This window comes from Gordonibacter sp., assembly GCF_036667095.1.
Taxonomy (GTDB): Bacteria; Actinomycetota; Coriobacteriia; order Coriobacteriales; family Eggerthellaceae; genus Gordonibacter.
Genome location: NZ_JAVWUP010000033.1, coordinates 1 through 22,148 on the forward strand (window position 1 = coordinate 1; position 22,148 = coordinate 22,148).

Here is a 22,148-nt window from a genome sequence, read left to right on the forward strand (position 1 = left end):
CCGGTTCCTTGCGCAGGCTTGGAGCTCGTCCCCTGCGTAGGTTTGGAGTCGCCCGCGCTGCTTGGCTGAGCAGGCTGGGGAACATTCGTGTCGCTTGGCTGCGCAGGCTTCGCAGCACTCGCGGCCTGCTTGCGCGCCGCAGGCTTCTTCTGCTCGGCGTCTTTGGGGGCCTCGGCCTTCGCTGCGCGGGCAGTGGTTTTGCCGGTAGCCACGCTGGTGGAGCGTCGGCGAACAGGAGTCTTGGCCGGAGCAGCCGATTCCGTCACGGTCGCATCGCTCATGCGCGGGCCACCTTCTCCCAGTCCGCAAGGAATGCGTCCAGACCACGGTCGGTCAGCGGGTGCTGCACGCATTTCTTCAAGGCGGCGAAGGGCACGGTTGCGATGTCGGCGCCCATGAGGGCCGCCTGTGCCACGTGGTTCGCGCTGCGCACGGAGGCGGCGATGATCTCCACGTCGTGGCCGAAGTCGTAGTTGTTCACTGCCGTGACCACGTCGCCCAGCTGGGCTAGGCCGTCCTCGGAGATGTCGTCGAAACGACCGACGAAGGGGCTGATGTAGCGCGCTCCGGCACGAGCGGCCATGATGGCCTGCGGCACGCTGAAGCACAGCGTCATGTTCACCGGAATGCCTTCGCTGGCCAGCTGCTTGGTGGCAGCAAGCCCCTCCAAGATGGTGGGTACCTTCACGACGACGTTCGGCGCAAGCGCAGCCAGCTCACGGCCATCGCGCACGATCTCGTCACGCGTCATGGCAACGCTCTCAGCCGACACGGGGCCGTCGGTAAGTTCGCAGATACGCTTGATGTGGCTGTGAAAATCGGCCAGCTTTCCGCCTGTACGTGCATACAGCGTCGGGTTCGTGGTCACGCCAGCGAGCACGCCCCAGCTTGCGGCCTCCTCGATCTCGGCGAGATCGGCGGTGTCCAGAAAAAATTTCACCCGGGTCCTCCTTGTAAGTGTTGGATTCATCTGTCTCGAAACGCATGCGAGCGCACACGTGTATTCCTGAATGGGGGATGTATTGAAAGTGAGATAGCTTTCCAATGGGTAGGAATGTTAGGAACTTTAGATATACTAACGTATGAGCCGCCATCGTTCAAGCACATCAAGCGCGCATATCATGGAATTGCGGTGGAACTTCGCGAACGATTCGGCATCAATCCCTGTGCGCTGAGCCAGCTTGCAAGCCAAGCGTCAACTCCATCTCCTTCTCGCGCGTGACGTTCTCCACCATACCGACCGCCTTCGATGCCTTGCCCGCATGCCCCTTGACCGCCATAAGCGTGATCCGGCTCCATGCAAGCGATCCGTCGGCCATATGTACGCGAACAACGCTGGAGGCACGGTCCTCTCCTCGGTAGATAGCCTCGTACATCGCACGGAAATCGTCGACGGACACGTCGTCCACCGTCCCCTGCCCGATGATGCCTTCCGGGGCGTTTGAGACCGGGGCATCCAACCCGAAAGCCTTTTGGGTGTATTCGGAATAGCGCGCCGTCCTCGACTCGACGTCGAGTTCGAACACAACGAGACCGGTCGCCTTCATGGCCAGTTCGAAGCGGTGTTCGCTCATGCGCAGCGCCTCTAGGTCCTCCATGCGCCGCGTCACATCCGCCACGCTGGCGTAGAGCACATCGGCTTCGCCGGATGCGTAGAGATGGAACAGGTGCAACTCGAGCCACTGCACCCCGTCACGGGTAAGACGACGTACAATCGCCTCGGCACCCTCGTCGTCCTGGGCCTGCCGGGCGAGCTTCGCCGCATCGAGCAAGACGGCCCGATCCTCAGGATGGATCGAGTCCAGCACCTCTTGCACCTGATCCTCCCTCATCTCCCAACCTACCAGGTGACGGTAAGCGGGATTGCACCTCACCACACGCAGCGTATCGCCCTCCAGCGAGTACAGGACCACGGCGCCCAAGATGTTGCTGAGCATGCGGTCGCTGAGCACATCCTCGTGCAGCAGATCCTTGAAATCGAACACCGTCGAGCTTCCCTCGGCAAGCCGCCGACCCATGCCACGACGATCCACGTTCGAGCCGTCCGCGAGGATCGCGACGAACGAGTCCGCATCCATGGGTCGATAGAAGAGGTAGCCTTGCGCGAACACGCAGCCCACATCCAGCAGGAACTCCACCTGGTCGTCCGTCTCCACGCCCTCGGCGATGACCGGCAGGCCCAGCCAGTGGGCCATATGCACGACCGACTCCATGATGTCCCGGCTGCGTCGGTCGGTACGGTCAAGGAAGCGCATGTCTATCTTCAGCACGTTCACGCTGATGTCCTTCAGCATGTTCAGCGACGAGTAGCCGCTGCCGAAATCGTCCATGAGCACGGTGAACCCGCTATTCATCAGACGATCGGATGCCTCGACGATATTGTTGTGCTGATCGACGTAGGCGCTCTCAGTGATCTCCACCTCGAGCAGCGCAGGATCGATGCCGTAGCGCGCGACGATCTCGCCCAGCACCGCGCATACGTCCATGCCATCGATGTCGGCGCGCGACACGTTTACCGACACGGGCACCGGCTCGATGCTGGAGGCGGCAAGATCGGCCATCCAGGCCACGGTCTTCTCCCATACGCGCACGTCAAGCGCGCGTATGAAGCCGCTCCGTTCGAGTATGGGGACGAATTCGGCAGGCGAGACCAGCCCTCGCTCGGGGTGCCGCCAGCGCACCAGCGCCTCGGCTCCTACGATCTTGCCTGTACGGATATCGCATTTCGGCTGGAAGAACGGCTCTATCTGATCGGCATCGAGAGCAGCCTCGATGCCGTCCTGCACCATGCGCTCGGTGACCAGCGCGTCGCGAAGCCCTGGCTCGTATTCGGAGATGCGTCCGAAATAACTACCCTTCACCGCATGCAGGGCCATCATGGCCCGATCGCACATGAGTCCGACCGACAAGCCCCGGTCCTTGATGCGGTACACGCCTGCCACGGCGAACACGTTGAAGCTGGGAGGACAGGCCGCGCATACGGCGGCAAGCTCACGCTCGACCAGGTCTTTCGAACGAGAGGGCACGCATACGGCGAACAGGTCGCCGCCCAAGCGCGCAACAAAGGTGTCGCCTTGGGAGGGATACTGCGCTTGAAGCGCATCGGCGAATGCACAGAGCAGGCGGTCGCCTTGCTCCATGCCCTCCAAGTCGTTTACCAGCTTGAAGCGGCAGATATCGAAGCAGACGATAGAGAAGCTCGTCGAAGGAGCCTGTCGCAGCAGTTCGGAAACAGCCTCGTAGAAAAAGCCTTTCGACAGAAGGCCGGTAAGGGGGTCGAAACGGCACGCCTCGTCAAGCCGTCGTCGCAGTTCAGCATTTTCCTGCTCGAGCGCATCCAACGACCGTTGGTCCACGCGCGCCTCCCTCTATCATGATTCCGACTCCGGAAAACAACTTCCTATTATGACCGCAACCGTCTTCGATAACAATGGGTGCGTGCATAAAGATTCAGCAAGTAACCCCTAATCAACGACCCGGTAAAAGCAGCTGCGCTCCCCCGTGTGGCAAGCGGGCCCGGCCGGGTGCACGAGCGCGAGTAGTGTATCGGCATCACAATCGTAGCGCAGCTCCACCAGCCTCTGCACATTGCCCGACGTAGCGCCCTTGTGCCACAGTTCGCTGCGGCTGCGCGACCAGAACACGGTCTCGCGGCACTCAAGCGTCAAGCGCAGCGATTCGGCGTTCATCCACGCCATCATAAGCACCTCGTGCGTATCGGCATCCTGCACGATGCAGGGAATCAAGCCATCCGCATTGTATTTCAACGAAGGCATGCACTCGACCATCGCTCTCATCCTTTCCAAAACGCCACGACACACAGGCGCTCACCCAATAAAACACCGCCTCTCGGCCGCCTCCCGCGTACACCGGCACAGCAGAGCGGTAGATGCAACTACAGCCTTACGGGAATGCCCTGGCTGCGCATGTGCTCCTTCACTTGGCGGATGGTCAGCTCGCCAAAGTGGAACACGCTTGCAGCCAAGACGGCATCGGCCTCGCCCTCCAAGATACCTTGAGCGAAGTGCTCGAGGGCGCCCACGCCGCCGCTGGCGATGACGGGAATGCCGACGGCGCGGGCAACGGCGCGGGTCAGCGCACAGTCGAAGCCGTCGCGGCTGCCGTCGCGATCCATGCTGGTAAGCAGTATCTCGCCGGCACCGCGGCGCTCGGCCTCGCGCGCCCATGCCACGGCATCGATGCCGGTAGCCTTGCGGCCGCCGTGCACGTAGACCTCCCACTTGTTGGGGTTGCCGGCCGCCTGCTTCGCGTCGACGGCGCAGACGATGGCCTGCGTACCGAACGCGGCGGCCGCCTGCGTGATGAGCTCGGGGTTGTCCACCGCCGCAGAATTCACCGACACTTTGTCGGCACCGGCGGCGATCATGGTGCGTATGTCGGCCACGCTGCGAAAACCGCCGCCCACACAGTACGGCAGGTGCAGCTCCTCGCTGGCATGGCTGGCAAGTTCCACGGTGGTGGCGCGCTTGTCGCTCGTGGCGGTGATGTCTAGAAAGATAACCTCGTCGGCCTTCTGTTCATCATAGCGTTGGGCCAGCTCAATGGGGTCGCCCGCATCGCGCAAATTCACGAAGTTCACGCCTTTAACGACGCGCCCGTCCTTCACGTCCATACAGGGAATAACGCGCTTGGTCAGCATACCGACACCCTTTCCTTCCCGATCCAAACAAAGCGTCAGAGAGATACTCGGGGGTGTCTCTCATCAGAGGTTTTGCAGAAAACGCCCTAAGTCGGCGAAACTCCCAAGCCGCAGGGGTCGGCAGCGACGGCCGCGGCCTCGGCGCGGCGCGTAGCCGCTTCGCAGGCCGCAACTCCCTCGCAAACAGCAAGCGCACCTTCGTATACCGCGCGCCCGGCGATAACACCCTCGATACTGGCCGCAACGCAACCGAGGTTTTCGATATCCTCCAAACCAGCAACCCCGCCCGAAGCAATGACCGGATGGCCGAAAGCTGCCGCCATGCGCACATACGCCTGCGGATCGATGCCCGTCTGCATGCCGTCACGCGCAATGTCGGTATAAATAAGGTGGCGAATGCCCCATGAGGCAACCTCGCGTGCCAACTCTTCCGCACGAACGCCCGAGCCCTCGCGCCAACCGGCGATGGCCACTTCCCCGCCCTTGGCATCGATGCCCGCCGCCAGCAGCCTGCCAAAGCCCTCGATGGCAGCCTCCGCGAAGGAGCGGTCGGTCACGAGCGCCGTGCCCAGCACCATGCGCGACACGCCCGCATCGGCCAAGCGCGCCACGGTGTCAAGCGAGCGCACACCTCCACCTACTTCCACCTTGAGCAGCGTTTTGCGCATAATGCGCTCGATGATCTCGATGTTTTCGGGAATGCCCGAGCGCGCGCCGTCCAGGTCGACCACGTGCAGCCACGTAGCCCCCTGCTCCTCGAACGCTTGCGCTTGCGCGGCGGGGTCGTCGTGGTAAACCGTGACCTGGGCATAGTCGCCCTTGGCCAGCCGGACGGCCTTGCCGCCCAGGATGTCGATGGCAGGAAGCAGATACATGACTCTATCCCTCTCTTACGATATTCACGAAGTTGTGCAGCAGCACCGCACCCGCATCCGAGCTTTTCTCGGGATGAAACTGCGCGCCGAATGCGTTCTTGTACGCCACCACGCTGGGGAACGCGATGCTGTGCGCCGTCGTGGCAACCGTGCACGGTGTATCGGGCGCCACGTACCCATGCGTGAAGTAGAAGAACTCGCCGGGCTGGATGCCTTCGAGCAGCGGGTTGTCGAAACCGGCCTGTTCGGTACCTTGGCTCGTCGGAGCGGCAACGTCGATCGAGTTCCATCCTACGTGGGGAATTTTATAACTTTTGCCTTGGGCGTCGGTACGCGGCAGGGCGGTGACGACACCGGGTAGGATAGCCAAGCCGGGAGCGTTATGGGTGGATTGCTCGTCGTCCTCTTGCGGCGAGCCCTCTACACCCTCCTCGAACAGAAGGTGCATCCCCAAGCAAATTCCCAAGAACGGGATGCCCGCGGCCACGCGGTCGCGGATGACCCCCATCTGACCGAGTGTCTGCATCGAGGCGGAAGCGTCGGCAAAGGCACCGACACCGGGCAGCACGAGGGCATCGGCGTGCGCAAGATCTGCGGCGTTGTCGGTAACGAACGCTTCCGCGCCAGCGGCGACCAGGCCGCGCTCGACGCTTTTCAGGTTCCCCTTGTGGTAGTCGACAACGGCGATGCGCATTACAGGCTTCCCTTCGTGGAGGGCAGCACGCCTTCGATACGGGGGTTCAGGGCGCACGCCTCACAGAGCACGCGGCCCACGGCCTTGAACACCGCTTCCAGGATATGGTGGGAGTTTTCCCCTTTGTAGCCCACAACATGCAGCGTGATGCCGGCGTTGGCGGCCAGCGCGATGAGGAACTCCTTGGCCAGCGTCGTGTCGAACGTGCCCACCATCTCGATAGGCAGCACCACATCGTAGTGCAGCTGACCGCGACCGGAGATATCGCAGGCAGCCAGCACCAAGGCCTCGTCCATGACCACGAACTGGGAGCCGTAGCGCACAATGCCGCGCTTGTCGCCCAGTGCACGGGCGATGGCCTGGCCTAGCACGATGCCAACGTCCTCGACCGTATGGTGGGCATCGACGTCGACGTCGCCGACTGCTTTCACCTCTAGGTCGAACAGGCCATGGCGGCCGAACGCGTCCAGCATATGGTCGAAGAACGGCACGCCCGCATCGACGCTCGTCGTGCCTGTGCCGTCCAGGTCGAGGGCTAGGACAATGTCCGTTTCCTTCGTCGTACGCTGTACCTCGGCGGTTCGATGATCCATCGATAAAACCTTTCTCGTAGGTCAGACGACCTGTTAAGTCAGCGAACTGGGCAGATCGCACTTGCCCATCACCGCGTCGCGCAGGGCGCGCAAAAACGCGTCGTTCTCCTCGGGGGTGCCGATGCTCACGCGCAGGCAGTTGTCCAGATACGGGGCACGCGAAAAGTCGCGCACGAGGATGCCGCGGCCGTAGAGCATCTCCCAGATGATGGCCGCATTTTCCACGTGAAGCAACACATAGTTCGCGTCGGACGGATACGAGCGCACTCCTGGAATGCGCTTCAGGCCGTCGACGACACGCGCACGCTCCTCGATGATGGCGCGAATACCCGGTTCGAAGCTGGCACGATGGGAATACACGACCTGGGCGACCGCCTGAGAGATCGCGTCCACCGAGTAGGGCTGGCGCACCTTCACGAATTCGCGGATGACCTCCGCATCACCCAAGATATAGCCCATACGCACGCCGGCCAAGCTGAACGCCTTGGAGAACGTGCGCAGGATGACCAGGTTCTTATGCTGCTGCAAATAGGGGCGCATGGTGGAGCGCGAGAACTCGAAGTACGCCTCGTCCACCATAACCAGCGCATCGGTCGCTTCGAGCAGATTCACGACGAACAGCTCGTCGGCAAGTTCGCCGGTAGGGTTGTTGGGGCTGGTGACGATAAGGTAGTCGATACCGCCTTGTCCGACACGCTCAAGCACGGCTTCTTCGTCGATGCGGTAATCGGACGTGCGCGGGACGTCTACGACAGCCGTGTTCGTCAGGCGCGCATTGCTCTCGTACACCGAGAACGTGGGCGGCAGGTTCAAAAACGTGCGGCCCGGCCCACCCCAGGCAAGCGCCAGGTCGAACAGCAGCTCATCGCCGCCGTTGCCCACCAGCACCTGGTCGCGATCGAGCCCGTTGGCCTCGGCTATCATGTCGCGCAGGTCGTTTGCCAGCGGGTCGGGATAGCGGTTCAGCGGCACGCGCCTCATAGTATTCATGATCTCGCGGCGAATCTCGGTCTCCACGTCGTGGGGGTTTTCGTTGGCCGAGAGGAAGGCCTCGGCTGGCAGGTACTTCGGATCGTAGGGCTGCATGCCGGCAAGCTGCGGCGCAGCCTCGCATACGCTACGCATCGGCGTCCCCGCTGCCCGCCGCACGACCTGCAACACCTTCGCCAGCACGACCGACGCCGTCCCCGCCTTCGATACCGTACACGTTGCCCCAGTCCAGAAGGTTCTTACGCATCTCCACACTCATCGCATGCGCCCACAGCCCCTCATGGCGCGCGATGGTCATAACCGTATCGGCATCGTTGGCAAGTGCGGCCGAAGAATACTGGATGACGCTGGACTTCTTCACGAACTCGTCCACGGACAAGGGCGAGGCGTAGCGGGCCGTGCCACCCGTGGGCAGCGTGTGGTTCGGACCGGCGGCGTAATCGCCTACGGCCTCCGGCGTCCAAGGCCCTAAGAAGATGGCACCTGCGTTGCGGATGGAGCCCAGCAGATCGAAAGCGTGGTCGAGGTGCAGCTCCAGGTGCTCGGGCGCAATGACGTTCACCGCGTCGAGCGCTTGGTCGAGGTCGTTGCATACCACGATGAGGCCCTGGTCGGCAAGCGATGCCGCCGTGATCTCGGCGCGTGTGGACGTGCGCATATGACGCTCGACCATGCGTTCTACCTCGTCGGCATAAGCCTCGTCGAAGGTAACCAGGTAGCAGGCAGCCAGCGGGTCATGCTCGGCCTGGGCCATGAGGTCGATAGCCACCAGCGCCGGGTCGGCGGCGGCATCGGCCACGACGCACACCTCGGAGGGACCAGCGATCATGTCTATTCCGACATCGCCCGACACGACTTTCTTCGCGGCAGCCACGTAGGCGTTGCCCGGCCCCGTGATCTTCGCCACCGGCTCGATAGACTCGGTACCGTAAGCCAGTGCGGCCACCGCCTGCGCCCCACCTACGGAGTAGATCTCGGTGACGCCCGCGATGCGACACGCCTCCAAAATAGCCGGGTCGAGCGTGCCATCCTTGGTCGGCGGCGTCACGCATACGATGCGCGACACGCCTGCAACGGCCGCAGGCAAAGCATTCATCAGCACCGACGACGGATAGAGCGCGCGTCCGCCGGGCACATAGATGCCCACGGATTCAAGCGGTTCCACCTTGGAGCCCACGAGCGCGCCATCCTCGCGCACGGTAAACCAGCTCTGCTGGCGCTGGCGCTCATGGAAGTCGCGGATCTGGTCGGCGGCTTGCCGCAGGGCCTTCGCCGTGTTCTCGTCTACCCTTGCTGCCCCGTCTGCAATCGCGGCATAGGACACGCGGAAGTCTTCGATGCTCACACCGTCGAACTTCTCCGTGTAGTCATGCAAAGCCGCGTCGCCGCGCTCGCGCACCTGCTCGATGATATCGGTTGCGGAGACAAGCGCGGCGGCATCGAACGCACCGGTGCGCTTGAGATGGGCATTCGAGAATTTCTCGCCGGGTTTCAGGACAATGCGGCGCATGGGCTACTCCTTCTCCTCGCAGGCTTCGCGCGCGGTGTGCCCGGCGCCCTCCTGCAATGCTTGGGCCAATTGTACGATACGCGGGTCGGTACGAAACGCGCAGGTGTTCGAGAAGAATCGCGCAGTGGACGAAAGGACGTCCTCTACGACGACAAGGTCGTTCTCACGCAAGGTCGTGCCAGTGGCGGTGATGTCCACGATACGCTCGGCCATGCCCGTGAGCGGTGCCAGTTCGATGTTGCCGTGCAGCTTCACGATCTCCACCTGCACGCCGGTCTTCGCGTAATGGGCGCGGGTAATGCGAGGGTACTTCGTGGCTACGCGAAGGGAGCCGAGGCGGCGGTAGTGGTCGCGCGTGGCCTCCGCCGCGCCCGTAGGCTCGGCCACAACGAAGCGGCAGGCGCCAAATCCCAGGTCGGCAAGTTCCACTACGTCGGGATCGGCCTCAAGCAGCGAGTCCTTGCCGCAGATGCCGCAGTCCGCAGCGCCCGACGCCACAAACGACGGCGCATCGGTGGGTCGCACGATAATGTATTCGACGCCAGGATTGCGGATGATGAGCGTACGGCCGGAATCAGCCAGCCCCGTCACATCCAAGCCCGCGCCTGCCAGTGCGGCGATCGTGTCGACGTTAAGGGAGCCCTTGGGCACCGCGATGCGCAGAGGTGCCGGCTCGCCGGAATCGGCAAGGGTGCCGGCGCCATCCACGCTCCGATCCGCAGTGGAAGCGGCGCAGCCCTCGACACGCGCTTCTTCGCCAGCAGGAGTAGAGGGATGTCCGCAGAAGACCGTGGCATCGAGCTGTTCCCCCATCCGGCCGGTCGACGGAACCGTTGCGGCAGCCATGGCCTGCTCTAGGAAGAACGCGAAGCCAGCGGCCGGACGGCTCTGACCGTAGGCGCCGATCATGTTGTCGTAGCGGCCACCGCCGCCGAGCGGCGTGCCCAAACCGGGAGCGTAGGCCTCGAAGACGATGCCCGTATAATAGTCAAACGAGCTCATCACGGAGAAGTCCACCAGCAGCCGGTCGGCAAGCCCCGCTTCGACCAGCGCATCGAACGTCGCGGCGAAATCATCCAGGCCGTCCTCGCAGCCGAGCGGCGCCACCAGGGCACGCACACGCTCGATAGCCTCGCGCCTGCCGCGGATGCGAGGCAGCGCGCTTATGGCATCTGCGAACAGCGGCGGCACGCCTGCCTCGGCCGCGCGCCCCGTCAGCTGATCAATCTCGACGAAATTCGAGGCATGGAACGCATTGAGCATCCGGGCCTTCCACACAAGCGGCGCGCCGCTCTTCTCCAGCAGCGCGCGCAGCACGCCCACCGTGGCCACAGCCAGCTTGAAATCGCGCACGCCGGCCAGCTTGAGCGCATCGGCCAGCAACCCCACCACCTCGGCATCGGCAGACGCGCCGGCCTCGCCGATGCACTCGATGCCGATCTGCGTCAGCTCGCGCGCCGCAGCCTGCATCGGGCCCTCGGCCTCGCGGAACACGCGCTGCAGGTAGCGGAAGCGCAGCGGCCCCGGCTGGTCGGACAGGCGCGTGGCCACCATGCGCGCCACCTGCAGCGTCACGTCGGGACGCATGGCCAAAAGATCGCCCTGCGAGTCGAACAGCTTGAACGGGGACCCCGCCATCCTGCCCGACGCGCGCAGGACATCCATGACCTCCAGCGTGGGCGTTTCGACGGGAACGTAGCCGCACTCCGCAAAGCGCGCCTGCACCTCGTGCGAGATACGCTCGCGCGTCTGTGCTTCGTCGCCGAGCACGTCCCTGAACCCTGCCGGTGTCACAAAATCCATGTCATCTTCCTTCTGCCCCTCGCCCTATCTGTCATCTCGGGCATTTCGCGCACCCGTCAATTCCGGTATAGCAACCAATCACCTCGAATGCTTTCGATACTTTATCACAGTAGAGCGCTAAAGCAACCGGAACATAGATGATTTGCATTATTTCACGATAGCATCATTTCGCGCGCTCGGGTCGCCGCTTCTCGTTCGCAAGAGCATCTCGCCGGCAGATAGAAACCACGCTTTCGCGGAATAGGCCACCGTGCTGCCTGCGGCAGCACGGTACGGACAGCACGGCCGACACGCCGCCTGCAACAACACAGCATAGCCCGCGACCGCAGCACCTTGCCTGCGAAAGCATCACGCCGTCTACAACAAAGACATTTGCTGGGGAGCGAAGTCGTAGGTGCAGGCCAACTCGTCTTCTAGCAGGTCGATCCGGTGAGATTCCCAGCCTTTCAAGGACACCAGGTAGTTGGTACCCTGCTGCTCGAGCACCAACACGCCGCCCACCATGCCGACACAGCGCCCGGCGCACACGTCCGCAGGGCCGTCCGGTATTTGCAAGTCGGCACAGGCGGGAGACGGCCCGCCAAAGTAGAAGCGCGAGAGGTCCTGAGGCAGATCGCGGCCGTCGAACCCGGCGGCGCCCACAACCTCCACCCGCGCAAGCCGTACGGCCTCGTCATCGAGCGCCGCCACAGCCTCTTTGGCGTCGTAGCGCACGTTGGCCAACAAGTCCAGCTTCTTCGACGCGCGCATGGTCTCGGCGATACCCTCCTGCGCACACAGCGCCGCCTCCAGCTCACGCGCCTGGTAGGCATCGTCGAAGTGCCCGACGATACGGCCCGCCCGCGCACCCTGCTCAAGCAGGCGCCGAACGCCACGGGCGGCCGACGTGATGCCCGCCTTCACGTAGCCCGGTGCGAAGTAAGCCAGGTAGACGACGTGCGGCGTAAGATTGTAGGCACGTTGCTGGGGCGAGACGAAGTCGGCGTAATAAAACGAGGGGTTGAAGCCGGTGGCCTCCTGACAGGCTGGACACAAGTCGTCCTTCGCATCGGACAGCAGCTCAACCCGCAGCGGACACGGCGTTTTCGCACCGGTCTCCAGATCGAAGCGGCCAACGCACAGGCGTTGCGGATGGCAGCGCAGCGAGAATAGCTTACCCTGCACATGATAGCGACGCTGCTCGTCGTCTTCCACCTCGTTCAGGGACAGATAGGGGCCTTTCTCGTCAAAGCCGTAGCCGGCCAAAACGATGGCATGATCGTCGCAGTGTCGAGGCATAGGGCATGCTCCTTGATATCAATCGGTGCTTCACTCATGGTTCGCATCAAATGATATCGCAAAGGAGGCATTAGAACCCGCCACGCTTGCCTCTTGCCAAAAAACCGCACAAAACACTGCCCCACCGGGCATGGCGCGACAAACGACCCGCCTCGATCAGCCCGCCAACTGAAGCTGCTGCACAGTCAGGTACATGTTGTAGGACGCGCACACCGCCACGGCCACCAGCACGCTTGCAACGATTTTGAACGCAACATGCCAGTCGCTACGCCAGCACAGCACGATGCCGACCGGCCAGAACACCACCAAAAAGAAGATGATCCAAAACGTCTGCTGGTGCCACTTCTTGCCGTTCGAGTTACTTGCATTGTATTCGTCAACCTCGTCATCGGCGCGCTGACGCAGATCCTTGCGCTGCCAGTCCCCCGGACGCCTACCCTCATCGGCCATGATGACCCCTTCCTTCTCCGAAACCAATGCCGTCCATCCTATCACGATCTCTTGCCTTCGCATGCTGCATGCTGCAAGCTGCAAGCTGCGACGATACCGTATCGTTTACAGCGCAGGCTCGGCCTATCGGCCACCCGCCGCCCGTTGCACGCTGCGGCGATACCGTCGCTTGCGGCAAAACAGCGTCCTGTTTTCCCGACTACGCTTTCGCCCTTCCGGCAGCAGCCTCCGCAGCCAGCAACGCGTCGTCGGCCACCAGCTCCTCGGCCGTCTCATGCCAGCACTCGGTAGGCGGCAGCCCTTCGATGGTGTCCGCCACGAACACCGGATTTTTGCCGGCCTTCTTCTGCCGCGTGTAATCGTCGAGCGCACGCAGCGCCCACTTGCCCAAAAACAGGATGGACACGATGTTGATGAATGCCATGATGCCCATGACGATATCGGCGAAGTTCCATGCCAGGTCGAAGTTGCTCTGCGCGCCCAAGAAGATGGCCACCAGGCAGGTCACGCGGAACACGTTCAGCAGCACCGGACTTTCACATATGAACTTGATGTTGCTCTCAGCATAGAAGTAATTGCCGATGAGGCTTGAGAACGCGAACGCAAAGATGGCGAACGTGATGAAATGGATGCCCACCTCGCCGACCGACGACTTCACCGCCTGCTGCACAAGCGGCATGCCATTCAAGCCCGTCGGGTCGCCGTTGACGAAGAACACGAGCACGATCATGGCCGAGCACGTGCAGATGACCAGCGTGTCCAGGAACACCGAGAGCGTCTGTGCGAGGCCTTGCTTGCAGGGGTGCGACACACTGGCCGCAGCAGCCGCGTTCGGGGCCGAGCCCATGCCGGCCTCGTTGGAGAACAGGCCGCGCTTGATGCCCAGCACCACGACCGAACCCGCGAATCCGCCGGTAATGGCCTGGAAGTCGAAGGCCGAGGAGAATATCAGCTCGAACACCGCCGGCAGCGCCCCTAGGTTCGTGAAGGTGATGAACAGGGCCAGCCCAATGTAGACGATAGCCATGATGGGCACGATGACGCTGGTCATGAAGCTGATGCGCTGCGCGCCGCCGAAGATGACGAACGCCGAGAACACCACCAGCACGATAGCCAACGCCAGCGGCGCCAGCGACTCGGTGTAGCCGGGGATGTAGTATTCCAGCGCCGAGCTCATGTTGTAGGCCTGCAGCGCGTTGAAGCCGTAGGCGAAACACACGATAAGCGCAATGGCGAACACGATACCGAGCCAGCGCTTACCGATGGCCTGCTGGATGTAGTAGGCAGGGCCGCCGCGGAACTCGCCTTCCTTGCCGCGCACCTTGTACATCTGCGCGAGCGTGGACTCGATGAAGGCGGAAGCGCCGCCGATAAGCGCCATGAGCCACATCCAGAACACCGCACCCGGACCGCCCAGCGCCACCGCCGTGGCGATGCCGGCGATATTGCCGGTACCCACGCGGCTGGCCGTGGACACCATGAGCGCCTGGAACGCTGACACGCTCTTGCCGCCGCCCACGTGCTTCTTCTCGGTCAGCACCGAGAACATGTCCTTTATGTAGCGGAACTGCACGCCCTTCGTGCGGATGGTGAAGTAGATGTCGGTGCCCACCAGCAGAAACACGAGCACGTACGTGTACATGACCGTACTGATGTCACCGGTGACCTGCACCAGCATGTCGTTCAGATTCATAGGCGTTCCCTTTTGTAGGGGACGCCGAAGCGCCCCCGTTGCTCAATTCGAATCTGCCGGCTACCCCAGCTTTTTCGCCACCAGTTCGTTGATAACTTTCGGATTTCCCTGACCGCGCATCTCCTTCATGCACTGACCCACGAAAAAGCCGACGAGGCCGGTCTTGCCGCCGCGGTACTGCTCCACCTTGTCGGGGTTTGCCGCCAGCACGGCATCGACCACCGACTCGATGGCGCTGGTGTCGGATACCTGCTCCATGCCGCGCTCGGCCACGATGGCGGATGGGTCCTTATCCTCGTCGAGCACGGCCGCGAACACCTCTTTGGCCTGTTTGGAGGAGATGGCGTCTTCGGCAGTCAACTTCACTAGCGCAAGAGCGCGCTCGGGCGTAAGTGGCGTTTCGTCAAGAGCCGTGCCCTCCCGCGCATTCAAGTAGGCAGTGATGTCGTTGATAACGAGGTTCGCCATCGGCTTCGCCAGCGCAGCCGCATCGCCGCCCGCGAGCGTCATACACGCCTCGAAGAAACGGGCCGTCTCGCGATGTTCCACCAGGTGGCGAGCATCGTAGGCGGAAAGGGCGAACTCTCGCTCGAAACGCGCCGCCTTTTGGTCGGGAAGCTCGGGCAGCTTGGCTCGCACGCTTTCGATGAATCCGTCAGAGAGGTTACAGGGCGCCAGGTCAGGATCAGGGAACAGGCGGTAGTCGTCCGCCGTCTCCTTGACGCGCATGACGATGGTGCGTTTAGACGTGGGGTCCCAGTGTCGCGTCTCCTGGTAGATCTGGCCGCCCTCTTCCAGAACCTCGGCTTGGCGACATATCTCGAAAGCCAGGCCGTCGTGCAGGTTCTTGAAGCTGTTCATATTCTTCAGCTCGGTCTTCACGCCGAGCTGCTTGGCACCGCGGCGGCGCAAGGACACATTGCCGTCGCAACGCAAACTGCCTTCCTCCATCGAGCAGTTGGAGATATTCAACGCCAGGTATATCTGGCGCAGCTTCTGCATGAACAGGCGCGCCTCCTCGGGCGTGCGCAGGTCAGGCTCGGTTACCAGCTCGATGAGCGGGGTGCCGCAGCGGTTGTAGTCCACCAGCGAATGCGTGGCACCCGCGATGCGGCCTTGCGCACCGCCCACATGGTTCATCTTGCCGGCATCTTCTTCCATATGGATGCGCGTGATGCCCACCTGTGCCACATAGCCCGTATCCGTACGCGTGGCGTTGCCGTCGACGGCATCTGCCTCCAGCGCGGTGGCCGTGATGCGCTCTTTGGCGGCAGTGCCGTCTACGGCCAAGCCCAGGTGCCCGCGCATACAGAACGCCACGGGGCCTTGGGTGGTCTGGAAGTTCTTCGTCATGTCGGGGTAGGTGTAGTTCTTGCGGTAGAACATCGAGTGCTTCTCGATGTCGCAGTTGGTGGCCAGACCAGCCAGCACGATGGACTCGATGGCAGCCTTATTCGGCACCGGAAGCGCGCCTGGCATGCCCAGGCACACAGGGCACGTATGGGTGTTCGGCTCCACGCCGAATTCCAGCTTGCAGCCGCAGAACATCTTCGACTTAAGCGTGGTCAGCTCGGCGTGCACTTCAAGGCCGATAACGGCCTCCCAATCTTGCAGGACCTCTTCGAGCTTCCGCATGGCTACTCACCGGCCTTTCCAGCAGCGAAATCGGGTGCGACGGGAGCCGGACCATACACGGTTTCCAACGCAGCAGCCACACGCAGCATGTTCTCGTCCTTGAACGCCGGAGAGATGAGCTGCACGCCTACCGGCAGGCCCGTATCGGCCCCGAGGCCTACCGGCATGCTGAGGCCCCCGTTGCCGGCAATGTTGATGGACACGGTGAACATGTCGGACAGGTACATCTCGGTCGGGTCCGACACCTCGCCGAACTTGAACGCCGTGCGCGGGGACACGGGTGCGATAATGCAGTCGACCTGCTCGTAAGCGCGGACGTAGTCCTCGGTGATAAGCGTGCGCACCTGCTGCGCCGGGTAGTAATAGGCATCGTAGACACCCGCAGACAAAAGGTAGCTTCCCAGCATAATGCGACGGCGCGTCTCAGGCCCGAAGCCCGCCTCGCGGCTGGCGGCGTACTGGCTGTTCAGGTCCTTGCAGCCCTCGGCACGGTAGCCGTAGCGCACCGAGTCGAAACGGGCCATGTTCGAGAACGCCTCGCACGGACCCAACACGTAGTAGGCGCTCATAGCGGCCTGCGCGTTGGGAAGCTCCACTTCCACGATCTCGGCGCCCATCTGGCGCAGATGCTCGATAGATTCCTCCACCTTGGCCTTCACCTCGGCCGTGAGGCCGGGAGCCTCCATGAACGTGGGCACCACGCCGATGCGCATGCCGCGCACGCCCTCGCCCAGGTTCGCCGTGAAGTCAACTTCGTTTACCTGGCTCGTGCAGTCACGCGCGTCGTGGCCGGCGATGGCGTTCATGATAAACGCCGCGTCCTCCACCGAACGCGTGAACGGGCCCACCTGATCGAGCGAACTGCCGAACGCCACCACGCCATAGCGGCTGACCACGCCATAGGTAGGCTTCACCGCCACCGTGCCGCAGAAGCTGCCGGGTTGGCGGATGGAGCCGCCCGTGTCGGAGCCGAGCGTGATCGTGGCCATACCCGCAGCTACCGCCGCCGCACTGCCACCCGACGAACCGCCAGGCACGCGGGAGAGGTCCCACGGGTTTTTGGTCGGACCGAACGCGCTGGTCTCGGTGGAACTGCCGAACGCGAACTCGTCCATGTTCAACTTACCCAGCACAATGCCGCCCGCCGCGATGGTGCGCTCGACGCAGGTGGCCGTGTAGGGCGACACGTAGTTCTCCAGCATTTTCGACGAGCACGTGGTATGGGTGCCCAGCAGATTCATGTTGTCCTTGAACGCCACCGGGACGCCCGCAAGCGGGCCGATCTCGTCCAGCGTGCCCGACGCCACCGCTGCGTCCAAACGGGCAGCAGCAACGAGCGCAAGCGCTTCGGTCGTTTCGAGGTAGGCGTGAACTTCGCCGTTCAGGGCGCTCACGCGCTCAAGCGACGCCGTGGCGATCTCGCGAGCAGAGAATTCCTTTGATGCCAAGCCGTCGCGCACTGCGCGCGCACCCATAGCAGCGAAAACAGGGGTCGTCATCAGCGATCGCCCCCCTCTCCCAAAATAGAGGGGATGAGGAAGCAGCCATCCTGGCTCGCCGGCGCATTTCCGAGCGCCTCCTCCTGCGAGAAACCTTCTTCCACCACATCGTCGCGCATGACGTTGGACAAGCCGCCGATGGGGTGGAACGTGGGCTCCACGTTCGCAAGGTCGTATTCTGTGATGGGCTTCAGGCTCTCGATAATGGCATTCAGGTCGACCGCCATCTGGACGACCTCGTCGTCCGTGAGGCCGATGCACGTGTACTCCGCGATGTCGCGCACGTCGTGTTCGGTGAGATGCTGGGTCATGGGGTAGTCTCTTTCCTTCCCGTTTTCACGCATCGGCACCGCAAGTGCTTGGACAGTCGGAGAGGGTCGGCCGGACCGCCAACAAGCGGAAAGCCGAACCAACCGCCGCGCAAGCGCGCAAGGTCAATGGTGGTAAGTGAAAACATAACCTGCCCATGATAGCAAAGGAAAGGCTGCAGCACATACCGTACACTCACTTTCGCCGCAGTTTTAACGTCGCTCAACGTCGATCGGCGAAAGTTTCGCCCACAGACAAATAGGACAGGCTGCAGCAGCGCATTTCGATAACAACCACATCACAGCCCAAACGAATACACCATAATGCCCAGCATGATTACCGCGAGAGCGGCAACTTTCTTCTTTCCCAATTTTTCCTTGAATAGCACCACACCGAATACCGTAACGTACACGTAGCTGGTAGCTTCCAGTATGGGGCCCATGGATAAGGGGATGCCCTTGAACGCTATTACGAGGAGCAGGGTCGAGATAAGCATGAGCACGTAGCCACCGATAACCAGTGGGTTTACATATTCCTTCAAAAAACTGCCATGCTCCCGCAAAGCCTCCTTTTTAAGGAACACTTGCGCAATCGAGCTGATAAATACCCCGAACGCCCCAATTCCTATGAAGGGTAGCATCTCAGCGAACGGCATGGCCGCACTCCTCTCCACCCTGAACGGAGGGTTGGTGGGCGCCTGCCGAAGTCTCTTCCGCTTGTTGTCCCGCAGGGGGATTATTTGCATCCTGTGCCCGCTCGAAGTCGCGACGCTCTTCATTGTCTGCGCGCGAGAATAGAACCACGCCAGCGACAACGATACCCGCTCCCATTACTTTCAGAGGCGTTACATCCTCCTGAAAGAACAGCACGCCCCAAACGAGACCCCAGAATACGGTGATAGCTTTGTTGGCGAAAGCGGTGGTAAGCGGCAACCGCTTGATAAGCTGCTGCCAGCCGATGGCATACACGAACAGTACCAACAATACCCCACCATAACAAAGGAAGAACCTCGCGTCGGTAAAGGAAAAGCCAGCTGCCGCCTTACCGAACAGGTCAGTGAGAGAGTACAGCACCAACAGTAAGTGTAATGATATAAATGATCCTATTTTTGAGGTGCTGGCCGAGTTCACCGTATCCTCGAATCAAAAAACGAGCGCACGGCATCGATAACCGTGCGACGATGTTCCTCAGAAAGTCCGTAATAGAGGGGAAGCCTCACCAGACGCTCGCTCTCTTTGGTGGTAAAACGATCCTCTCCTGCGAAGCGGCCAAACTTTTTGCCAGCTGGGGCCGAATGGAGCGGGATGTAATGAAAGACGCACTGCACACCCGCCTGACGCATATGGGCTATGAAAGCAGTACGCTCTTCCATGTCGCGACACTTGAGGTAGAACATATGCGCATTATGGGTGCAGTGACAGGGAATAGTAGGCAGCTCCACCGCACCTGCCGCGGCAAGCGGCTCGAAGGAAGTGTAGTAGGCATCCCAGGTTGCCATACGATCATCAAGAATGTCGTCCGCTGTTTCAAGCTGCGCCCAAAGGTAGGCAGCGTTAAGGTCGCTGGGTAGATAACTGGAGCCGTAATCTACCCAGGTATACTTGTCCACCTGACCGCGGAAAAACCGCGAACGATCAGTACCCTTCTCGCGTAAAATCTCGGCTGATTCGTTGTCGGACGCATCCCGAAGAAGCAGGGCGCCGCCCTCCCCCATGGAGTAGTTTTTTGTTTCATGAAAGGAAAAACAGCCAAAGCGGCCCATCGTGCCCAGCGGAATACCCCGATACGTACTCATAACACCCTGAGCAGCATCTTCAACCACCACAAGGTCGTGGCGACGGGCGATATCCAAGATATCATCCATCTCGCAGGAAACACCCGCATAATGCACCACGCAAATCGCCTTCGTCCGAGAAGTAATGGCTGCCTCAATCGATTTCTCATCGATATTCATAGTGTCGGGACGCACATCGACAAACACCAATTTCGCCCCAGCAAGCACAAAGGCGGTGGCGGTAGACGAAAACGTGTAACTGGGAAGAATAACCTCGTCGCCAGGCTGGATGCCACACATAAGCGCCGACATTTCAAGAGCAGCCGTACCGCTTGTCGTAAGAAGAACCTTCTGCGCCGTAAAACGTTCCTCCATCCAACTATTGCAGCGCTTGGTGAAGGGACCATCTCCGCATACCTGCCCACTTTCTATGGCCTGTTGCAGATAAGCATAGGCAGAAGTCACGCGTGGTGGCTCATTGAAGGTAATGAGCGGCTGCTTGGTCATGGACGACTCCCGTCGCTCGGAGTTTTGGATGCGTCAAAGAGAAGGGTGCGACAACTATCTACGCATCGATAGCGCCCGTGAGCATCGCGCGCATAGGTCGCCGGCGCACGCTCGATGAAGAACCCTGGAGTAAAGGACATCGAGTAAGCGCCCGCGTTGGCGATAACAACAAGGTCTCCTTCTTCAAGGCAAGGCTCGTTTTCCAGTAGGCAAAGGCGATCACTTTCCATGCAGGTATACCCGCACAGTACCTGGCGAGAAAGTACCTCGCGGTCGCTCTTGTCGTCGTGGGGCAAGAGCTCGTATGCGTAGGAGGTTTTCTTCATCTCGTGATCTATATTTATCCGCGACAGCTCAGAAGTTACGAAGCGCCCGTAGCCCGTGTCCTTGGCATCAACCACACGCCCTGCATAAGATCCGGGTGTGCACACCACAGCACCGCCCGGCTCGACAATAAGACTCGTGCGTGCAGGATCAAAGACGCGGCGAAGCTCTTCGGCAATCGCCTCCGCATACGATTCGTAGGCTCCCGTGTTGCGTGGGCCGCCTCCAAAGAAACCGCCGCCGATGTCAACGAAATCGAGGTTCAGGTTGAACTCTTCAGCAATACTCGCGGCATGACGGGCAAGCGTGCGGTATACCTCAAGAGAACGGCTGTACGTAGTTACATGCATGTGCAAACCGGCAATGCGCACCTGGGGCTCGAGTGCTCGCAGCGCTTCGATAGCCTTGGCCAGTTCGCCGTTTTCCCGACAATAGCCGAACCGGCCGCCGTTTGCGCCGCTGGTGGTCTGCCCTGGGCAGAAATGTTCAAGATCGATATTCACCCGCAAACCCACCGCTAACGTGGCTGCACAGGAGGTATTCTGCGCCGCCTCCGCGGCAAACTCGGCAAGCCATCGCAGCTCGCGAGCTGAGTCGAGGTTGACGATACTTCCTTCATGAAGAGCACGTCGAACGTGGTCTTTTCCTTTGATAGGACCGTTAAACACAATACTTTCCGGCTTAAAACCGCACGCGAGGGCAAGGTCGTACTCCTGATCGGAAACAACTTCGGCCCAGCAGTCGCAGGCAAGCGCCGTTTCGACTATCCAAGGATGAGGATTGGTTTTAACTGAATAGGCAAGGCGAGCATTTCCGCCCCATGCGTTTCGCATTGCCTGCTGAAATCCCGTAAAGTTCGCACGCAACTCCACCTCATCAAAAACGAAACAAGGCGTTTCTAGGGCGAAGAGAGAGGAGTGCGCAGACACATCCAGGGGTGCCTGGTTAGTTGGCGGCATCGATACATCCTTCATCGTCGAATGGTACGGGTTGATTGTCGAACATGACGTCTTTTGTGGGACAGGGCACCCGGTCGCCGGAAGAACTTTCGCCGCTGCACGCACATGAGCCCACAGCGGACTCGCCCGCCTTGTCAAGACTCGCACATTGCCTTCGCGTTCTAACAATGAACTGGGGATTCTTGTTCACCGTCATAAAGAGGCGCCCCACATATTCCCCTAAAAATCCCATGAACACCAGGATTACCCCGGAGCATACGAGAATCGCAACCATAGTGGAAGCCCAGCCCAGCTGCATACTGGGGTCAAAAAGACGTTCGACGAAAAGACTGATGGCGCCTATAAGGCCCACGCCTCCCATCAGCACTCCCAAAACGGAGGCGATGCGCAGCGGCGTGACGGAAAAATTAAGGATGGTCGACCAGAGTCGCAGCAAACTTTTGAGCGTATACCCTGAATCGCCCTCTTGTCGGTCGAAGTGCTCTACCTCCACGTTCACCATACGATCGGTGGTCCGAAAAATGAGGCCCTGGATATACACAGAGGAGCTGGCATAATACAGCATTTCATCACGTACGCAAGCGCGCATAACTAA

20 protein-coding genes and 2 pseudogenes are annotated in these 22,148 nt (G+C 61.2%); all 22 read right to left on the reverse strand.

Annotation, left to right across the window (positions count from 1 at the left end; translation table 11 throughout):
* A pseudogene (locus tag RR842_RS05270) lies at positions 1–281 on the reverse strand (hypothetical protein); the annotation flags it as partial.
* Positions 278–940, reverse strand: a complete 663-nt coding sequence (fsa, locus tag RR842_RS05275; protein WP_332511949.1) for a fructose-6-phosphate aldolase — start codon at positions 938–940, stop codon at positions 278–280. The gene fsa and the pseudogene RR842_RS05270, both read right to left, overlap by 4 nt.
* Before the next feature lie 217 nt (positions 941–1,157).
* Positions 1,158–3,356 carry an EAL domain-containing protein gene (locus RR842_RS05280; protein WP_332729168.1) on the reverse strand — a complete coding sequence of 733 codons (2,199 nt, stop codon included), beginning with the start codon at positions 3,354–3,356 and terminating at the stop codon, positions 1,158–1,160.
* Between the two features lie 108 nt (positions 3,357–3,464).
* A complete protein-coding gene (gene hisI / locus RR842_RS05285) occupies positions 3,465–3,788 on the reverse strand; it encodes a phosphoribosyl-AMP cyclohydrolase (protein WP_332511953.1) in 324 nt (107 codons plus the stop codon).
* Positions 3,789–3,895: 107 nt separating this feature from the next.
* Positions 3,896–4,660 carry an imidazole glycerol phosphate synthase subunit HisF gene (hisF, locus tag RR842_RS05290; protein ID WP_332553425.1) on the reverse strand — a complete coding sequence of 255 codons (765 nt, stop codon included), beginning with the start codon at positions 4,658–4,660 and terminating at the stop codon, positions 3,896–3,898.
* An 86-nt stretch (positions 4,661–4,746) separates the two neighbouring features.
* Positions 4,747–5,535, reverse strand: a complete 789-nt coding sequence (hisA, locus tag RR842_RS05295) for a 1-(5-phosphoribosyl)-5-[(5-phosphoribosylamino)methylideneamino]imidazole-4-carboxamide isomerase (protein WP_332511957.1) — start codon at positions 5,533–5,535, stop codon at positions 4,747–4,749.
* A 4-nt stretch (positions 5,536–5,539) separates the two neighbouring features.
* Complete coding sequence (gene hisH / locus RR842_RS05300; protein WP_332729169.1) at positions 5,540–6,229, reverse strand: imidazole glycerol phosphate synthase subunit HisH; 690 nt, start codon at positions 6,227–6,229, stop codon at positions 5,540–5,542.
* A complete protein-coding gene (gene hisB / locus RR842_RS05305; RefSeq protein WP_332511960.1) occupies positions 6,229–6,822 on the reverse strand; it encodes an imidazoleglycerol-phosphate dehydratase HisB in 594 nt (197 codons plus the stop codon). The genes hisH and hisB overlap by 1 nt, the downstream gene beginning before the upstream one ends.
* A gap of 33 nt (positions 6,823–6,855) precedes the next feature.
* Entirely contained in the window at positions 6,856–7,947 is a 1,092-nt protein-coding gene (gene hisC, locus RR842_RS05310; protein ID WP_332729170.1) for a histidinol-phosphate transaminase, read from the reverse strand.
* The gene (hisD, locus tag RR842_RS05315) at positions 7,940–9,322 is read right to left on the reverse strand and encodes a histidinol dehydrogenase (RefSeq protein ID WP_332729171.1); all 1,383 of its coding nucleotides are present in this window, start codon (positions 9,320–9,322) and stop codon (positions 7,940–7,942) included. Before hisD ends, hisC begins: the two co-directional genes overlap by 8 nt.
* A 3-nt stretch (positions 9,323–9,325) precedes the next feature.
* Entirely contained in the window at positions 9,326–11,125 is a 1,800-nt protein-coding gene (hisZ, locus tag RR842_RS05320; protein WP_332729172.1) for an ATP phosphoribosyltransferase regulatory subunit, read from the reverse strand.
* A gap of 357 nt (positions 11,126–11,482) precedes the next feature.
* On the reverse strand, positions 11,483–12,403 hold the full coding sequence (locus RR842_RS05325; protein WP_332729174.1) for a DUF2797 domain-containing protein: 921 nt from the start codon (positions 12,401–12,403) through the stop codon (positions 11,483–11,485).
* Between the two features lie 156 nt (positions 12,404–12,559).
* Positions 12,560–12,853, reverse strand: coding sequence for a holotricin-3 (locus tag RR842_RS05330; RefSeq protein ID WP_332521979.1), 294 nt, complete (start codon positions 12,851–12,853; stop codon positions 12,560–12,562).
* Positions 12,854–13,052: 199 nt separating this feature from the next.
* Positions 13,053–14,546: an alanine/glycine:cation symporter family protein gene (locus tag RR842_RS05335; RefSeq protein ID WP_332565147.1), complete on the reverse strand. Its 1,494-nt coding sequence runs from the start codon at positions 14,544–14,546 to the stop codon at positions 13,053–13,055.
* Between the two features lie 60 nt (positions 14,547–14,606).
* Positions 14,607–16,181 (reverse strand): Asp-tRNA(Asn)/Glu-tRNA(Gln) amidotransferase subunit GatB, encoded by a 1,575-nt coding sequence (gene gatB / locus RR842_RS05340; RefSeq protein WP_332711275.1) that lies wholly within the window; start codon positions 16,179–16,181, stop codon positions 14,607–14,609.
* Positions 16,182–16,183: 2 nt separating this feature from the next.
* Positions 16,184–17,680 (reverse strand): Asp-tRNA(Asn)/Glu-tRNA(Gln) amidotransferase subunit GatA, encoded by a 1,497-nt coding sequence (gatA, locus tag RR842_RS05345; RefSeq protein WP_332721831.1) that lies wholly within the window; start codon positions 17,678–17,680, stop codon positions 16,184–16,186.
* Positions 17,680–17,991, reverse strand: coding sequence for an Asp-tRNA(Asn)/Glu-tRNA(Gln) amidotransferase subunit GatC (gene gatC / locus RR842_RS05350; RefSeq protein ID WP_332511970.1), 312 nt, complete (start codon positions 17,989–17,991; stop codon positions 17,680–17,682). Before gatC ends, gatA begins: the two co-directional genes overlap by 1 nt.
* Positions 17,992–18,287: 296 nt before the next feature.
* Positions 18,288–18,644: an EamA family transporter gene (locus RR842_RS05355; RefSeq protein ID WP_332711273.1), complete on the reverse strand. Its 357-nt coding sequence runs from the start codon at positions 18,642–18,644 to the stop codon at positions 18,288–18,290.
* On the reverse strand, positions 18,631–18,972 hold the full coding sequence (locus RR842_RS05360) for a DMT family transporter (RefSeq protein WP_332565144.1): 342 nt from the start codon (positions 18,970–18,972) through the stop codon (positions 18,631–18,633). The genes RR842_RS05355 and RR842_RS05360 overlap by 14 nt, the downstream gene beginning before the upstream one ends.
* A 143-nt stretch (positions 18,973–19,115) precedes the next feature.
* Positions 19,116–20,270: a dTDP-4-amino-4,6-dideoxygalactose transaminase gene (gene rffA, locus RR842_RS05365; RefSeq protein WP_332729176.1), complete on the reverse strand. Its 1,155-nt coding sequence runs from the start codon at positions 20,268–20,270 to the stop codon at positions 19,116–19,118.
* Positions 20,267–21,553, reverse strand: coding sequence for a hypothetical protein (locus RR842_RS05370; protein ID WP_332574230.1), 1,287 nt, complete (start codon positions 21,551–21,553; stop codon positions 20,267–20,269). Before RR842_RS05370 ends, rffA begins: the two co-directional genes overlap by 4 nt.
* A pseudogene (locus RR842_RS05375) lies at positions 21,540–22,148 on the reverse strand (hypothetical protein); the annotation flags it as partial. The pseudogene RR842_RS05375 and the gene RR842_RS05370, both read right to left, overlap by 14 nt.

Coding starts and splice junctions, on each gene's coding strand:
- hisI (WP_332511953.1), bottom strand. CDS start 3,788: ATGGTCGAGTGCATGCCTTCGTTGAAATACAATGCGGATGGCTTGATT.
- hisF (WP_332553425.1), bottom strand. CDS start 4,660: ATGCTGACCAAGCGCGTTATTCCCTGTATGGACGTGAAGGACGGGCGC.
- hisA (WP_332511957.1), bottom strand. CDS start 5,535: ATGTATCTGCTTCCTGCCATCGACATCCTGGGCGGCAAGGCCGTCCGG.
- hisH (WP_332729169.1), bottom strand. CDS start 6,229: ATGCGCATCGCCGTTGTCGACTACCACAAGGGGAACCTGAAAAGCGTC.
- hisB (WP_332511960.1), bottom strand. CDS start 6,822: ATGGATCATCGAACCGCCGAGGTACAGCGTACGACGAAGGAAACGGAC.
- hisC (WP_332729170.1), bottom strand. CDS start 7,947: ATGCGTAGCGTATGCGAGGCTGCGCCGCAGCTTGCCGGCATGCAGCCC.
- hisD (WP_332729171.1), bottom strand. CDS start 9,322: ATGCGCCGCATTGTCCTGAAACCCGGCGAGAAATTCTCGAATGCCCAT.
- hisZ (WP_332729172.1), bottom strand. CDS start 11,125: ATGGATTTTGTGACACCGGCAGGGTTCAGGGACGTGCTCGGCGACGAA.
- RR842_RS05325 (WP_332729174.1), bottom strand. CDS start 12,403: ATGCCTCGACACTGCGACGATCATGCCATCGTTTTGGCCGGCTACGGC.
- RR842_RS05330 (WP_332521979.1), bottom strand. CDS start 12,853: ATGGCCGATGAGGGTAGGCGTCCGGGGGACTGGCAGCGCAAGGATCTG.
- RR842_RS05335 (WP_332565147.1), bottom strand. CDS start 14,546: ATGAATCTGAACGACATGCTGGTGCAGGTCACCGGTGACATCAGTACG.
- gatB (WP_332711275.1), bottom strand. CDS start 16,181: ATGCGGAAGCTCGAAGAGGTCCTGCAAGATTGGGAGGCCGTTATCGGC.
- gatA (WP_332721831.1), bottom strand. CDS start 17,680: ATGACGACCCCTGTTTTCGCTGCTATGGGTGCGCGCGCAGTGCGCGAC.
- gatC (WP_332511970.1), bottom strand. CDS start 17,991: ATGACCCAGCATCTCACCGAACACGACGTGCGCGACATCGCGGAGTAC.
- RR842_RS05355 (WP_332711273.1), bottom strand. CDS start 18,644: ATGCCGTTCGCTGAGATGCTACCCTTCATAGGAATTGGGGCGTTCGGG.
- rffA (WP_332729176.1), bottom strand. CDS start 20,270: ATGACCAAGCAGCCGCTCATTACCTTCAATGAGCCACCACGCGTGACT.
- RR842_RS05370 (WP_332574230.1), bottom strand. CDS start 21,553: ATGCCGCCAACTAACCAGGCACCCCTGGATGTGTCTGCGCACTCCTCT.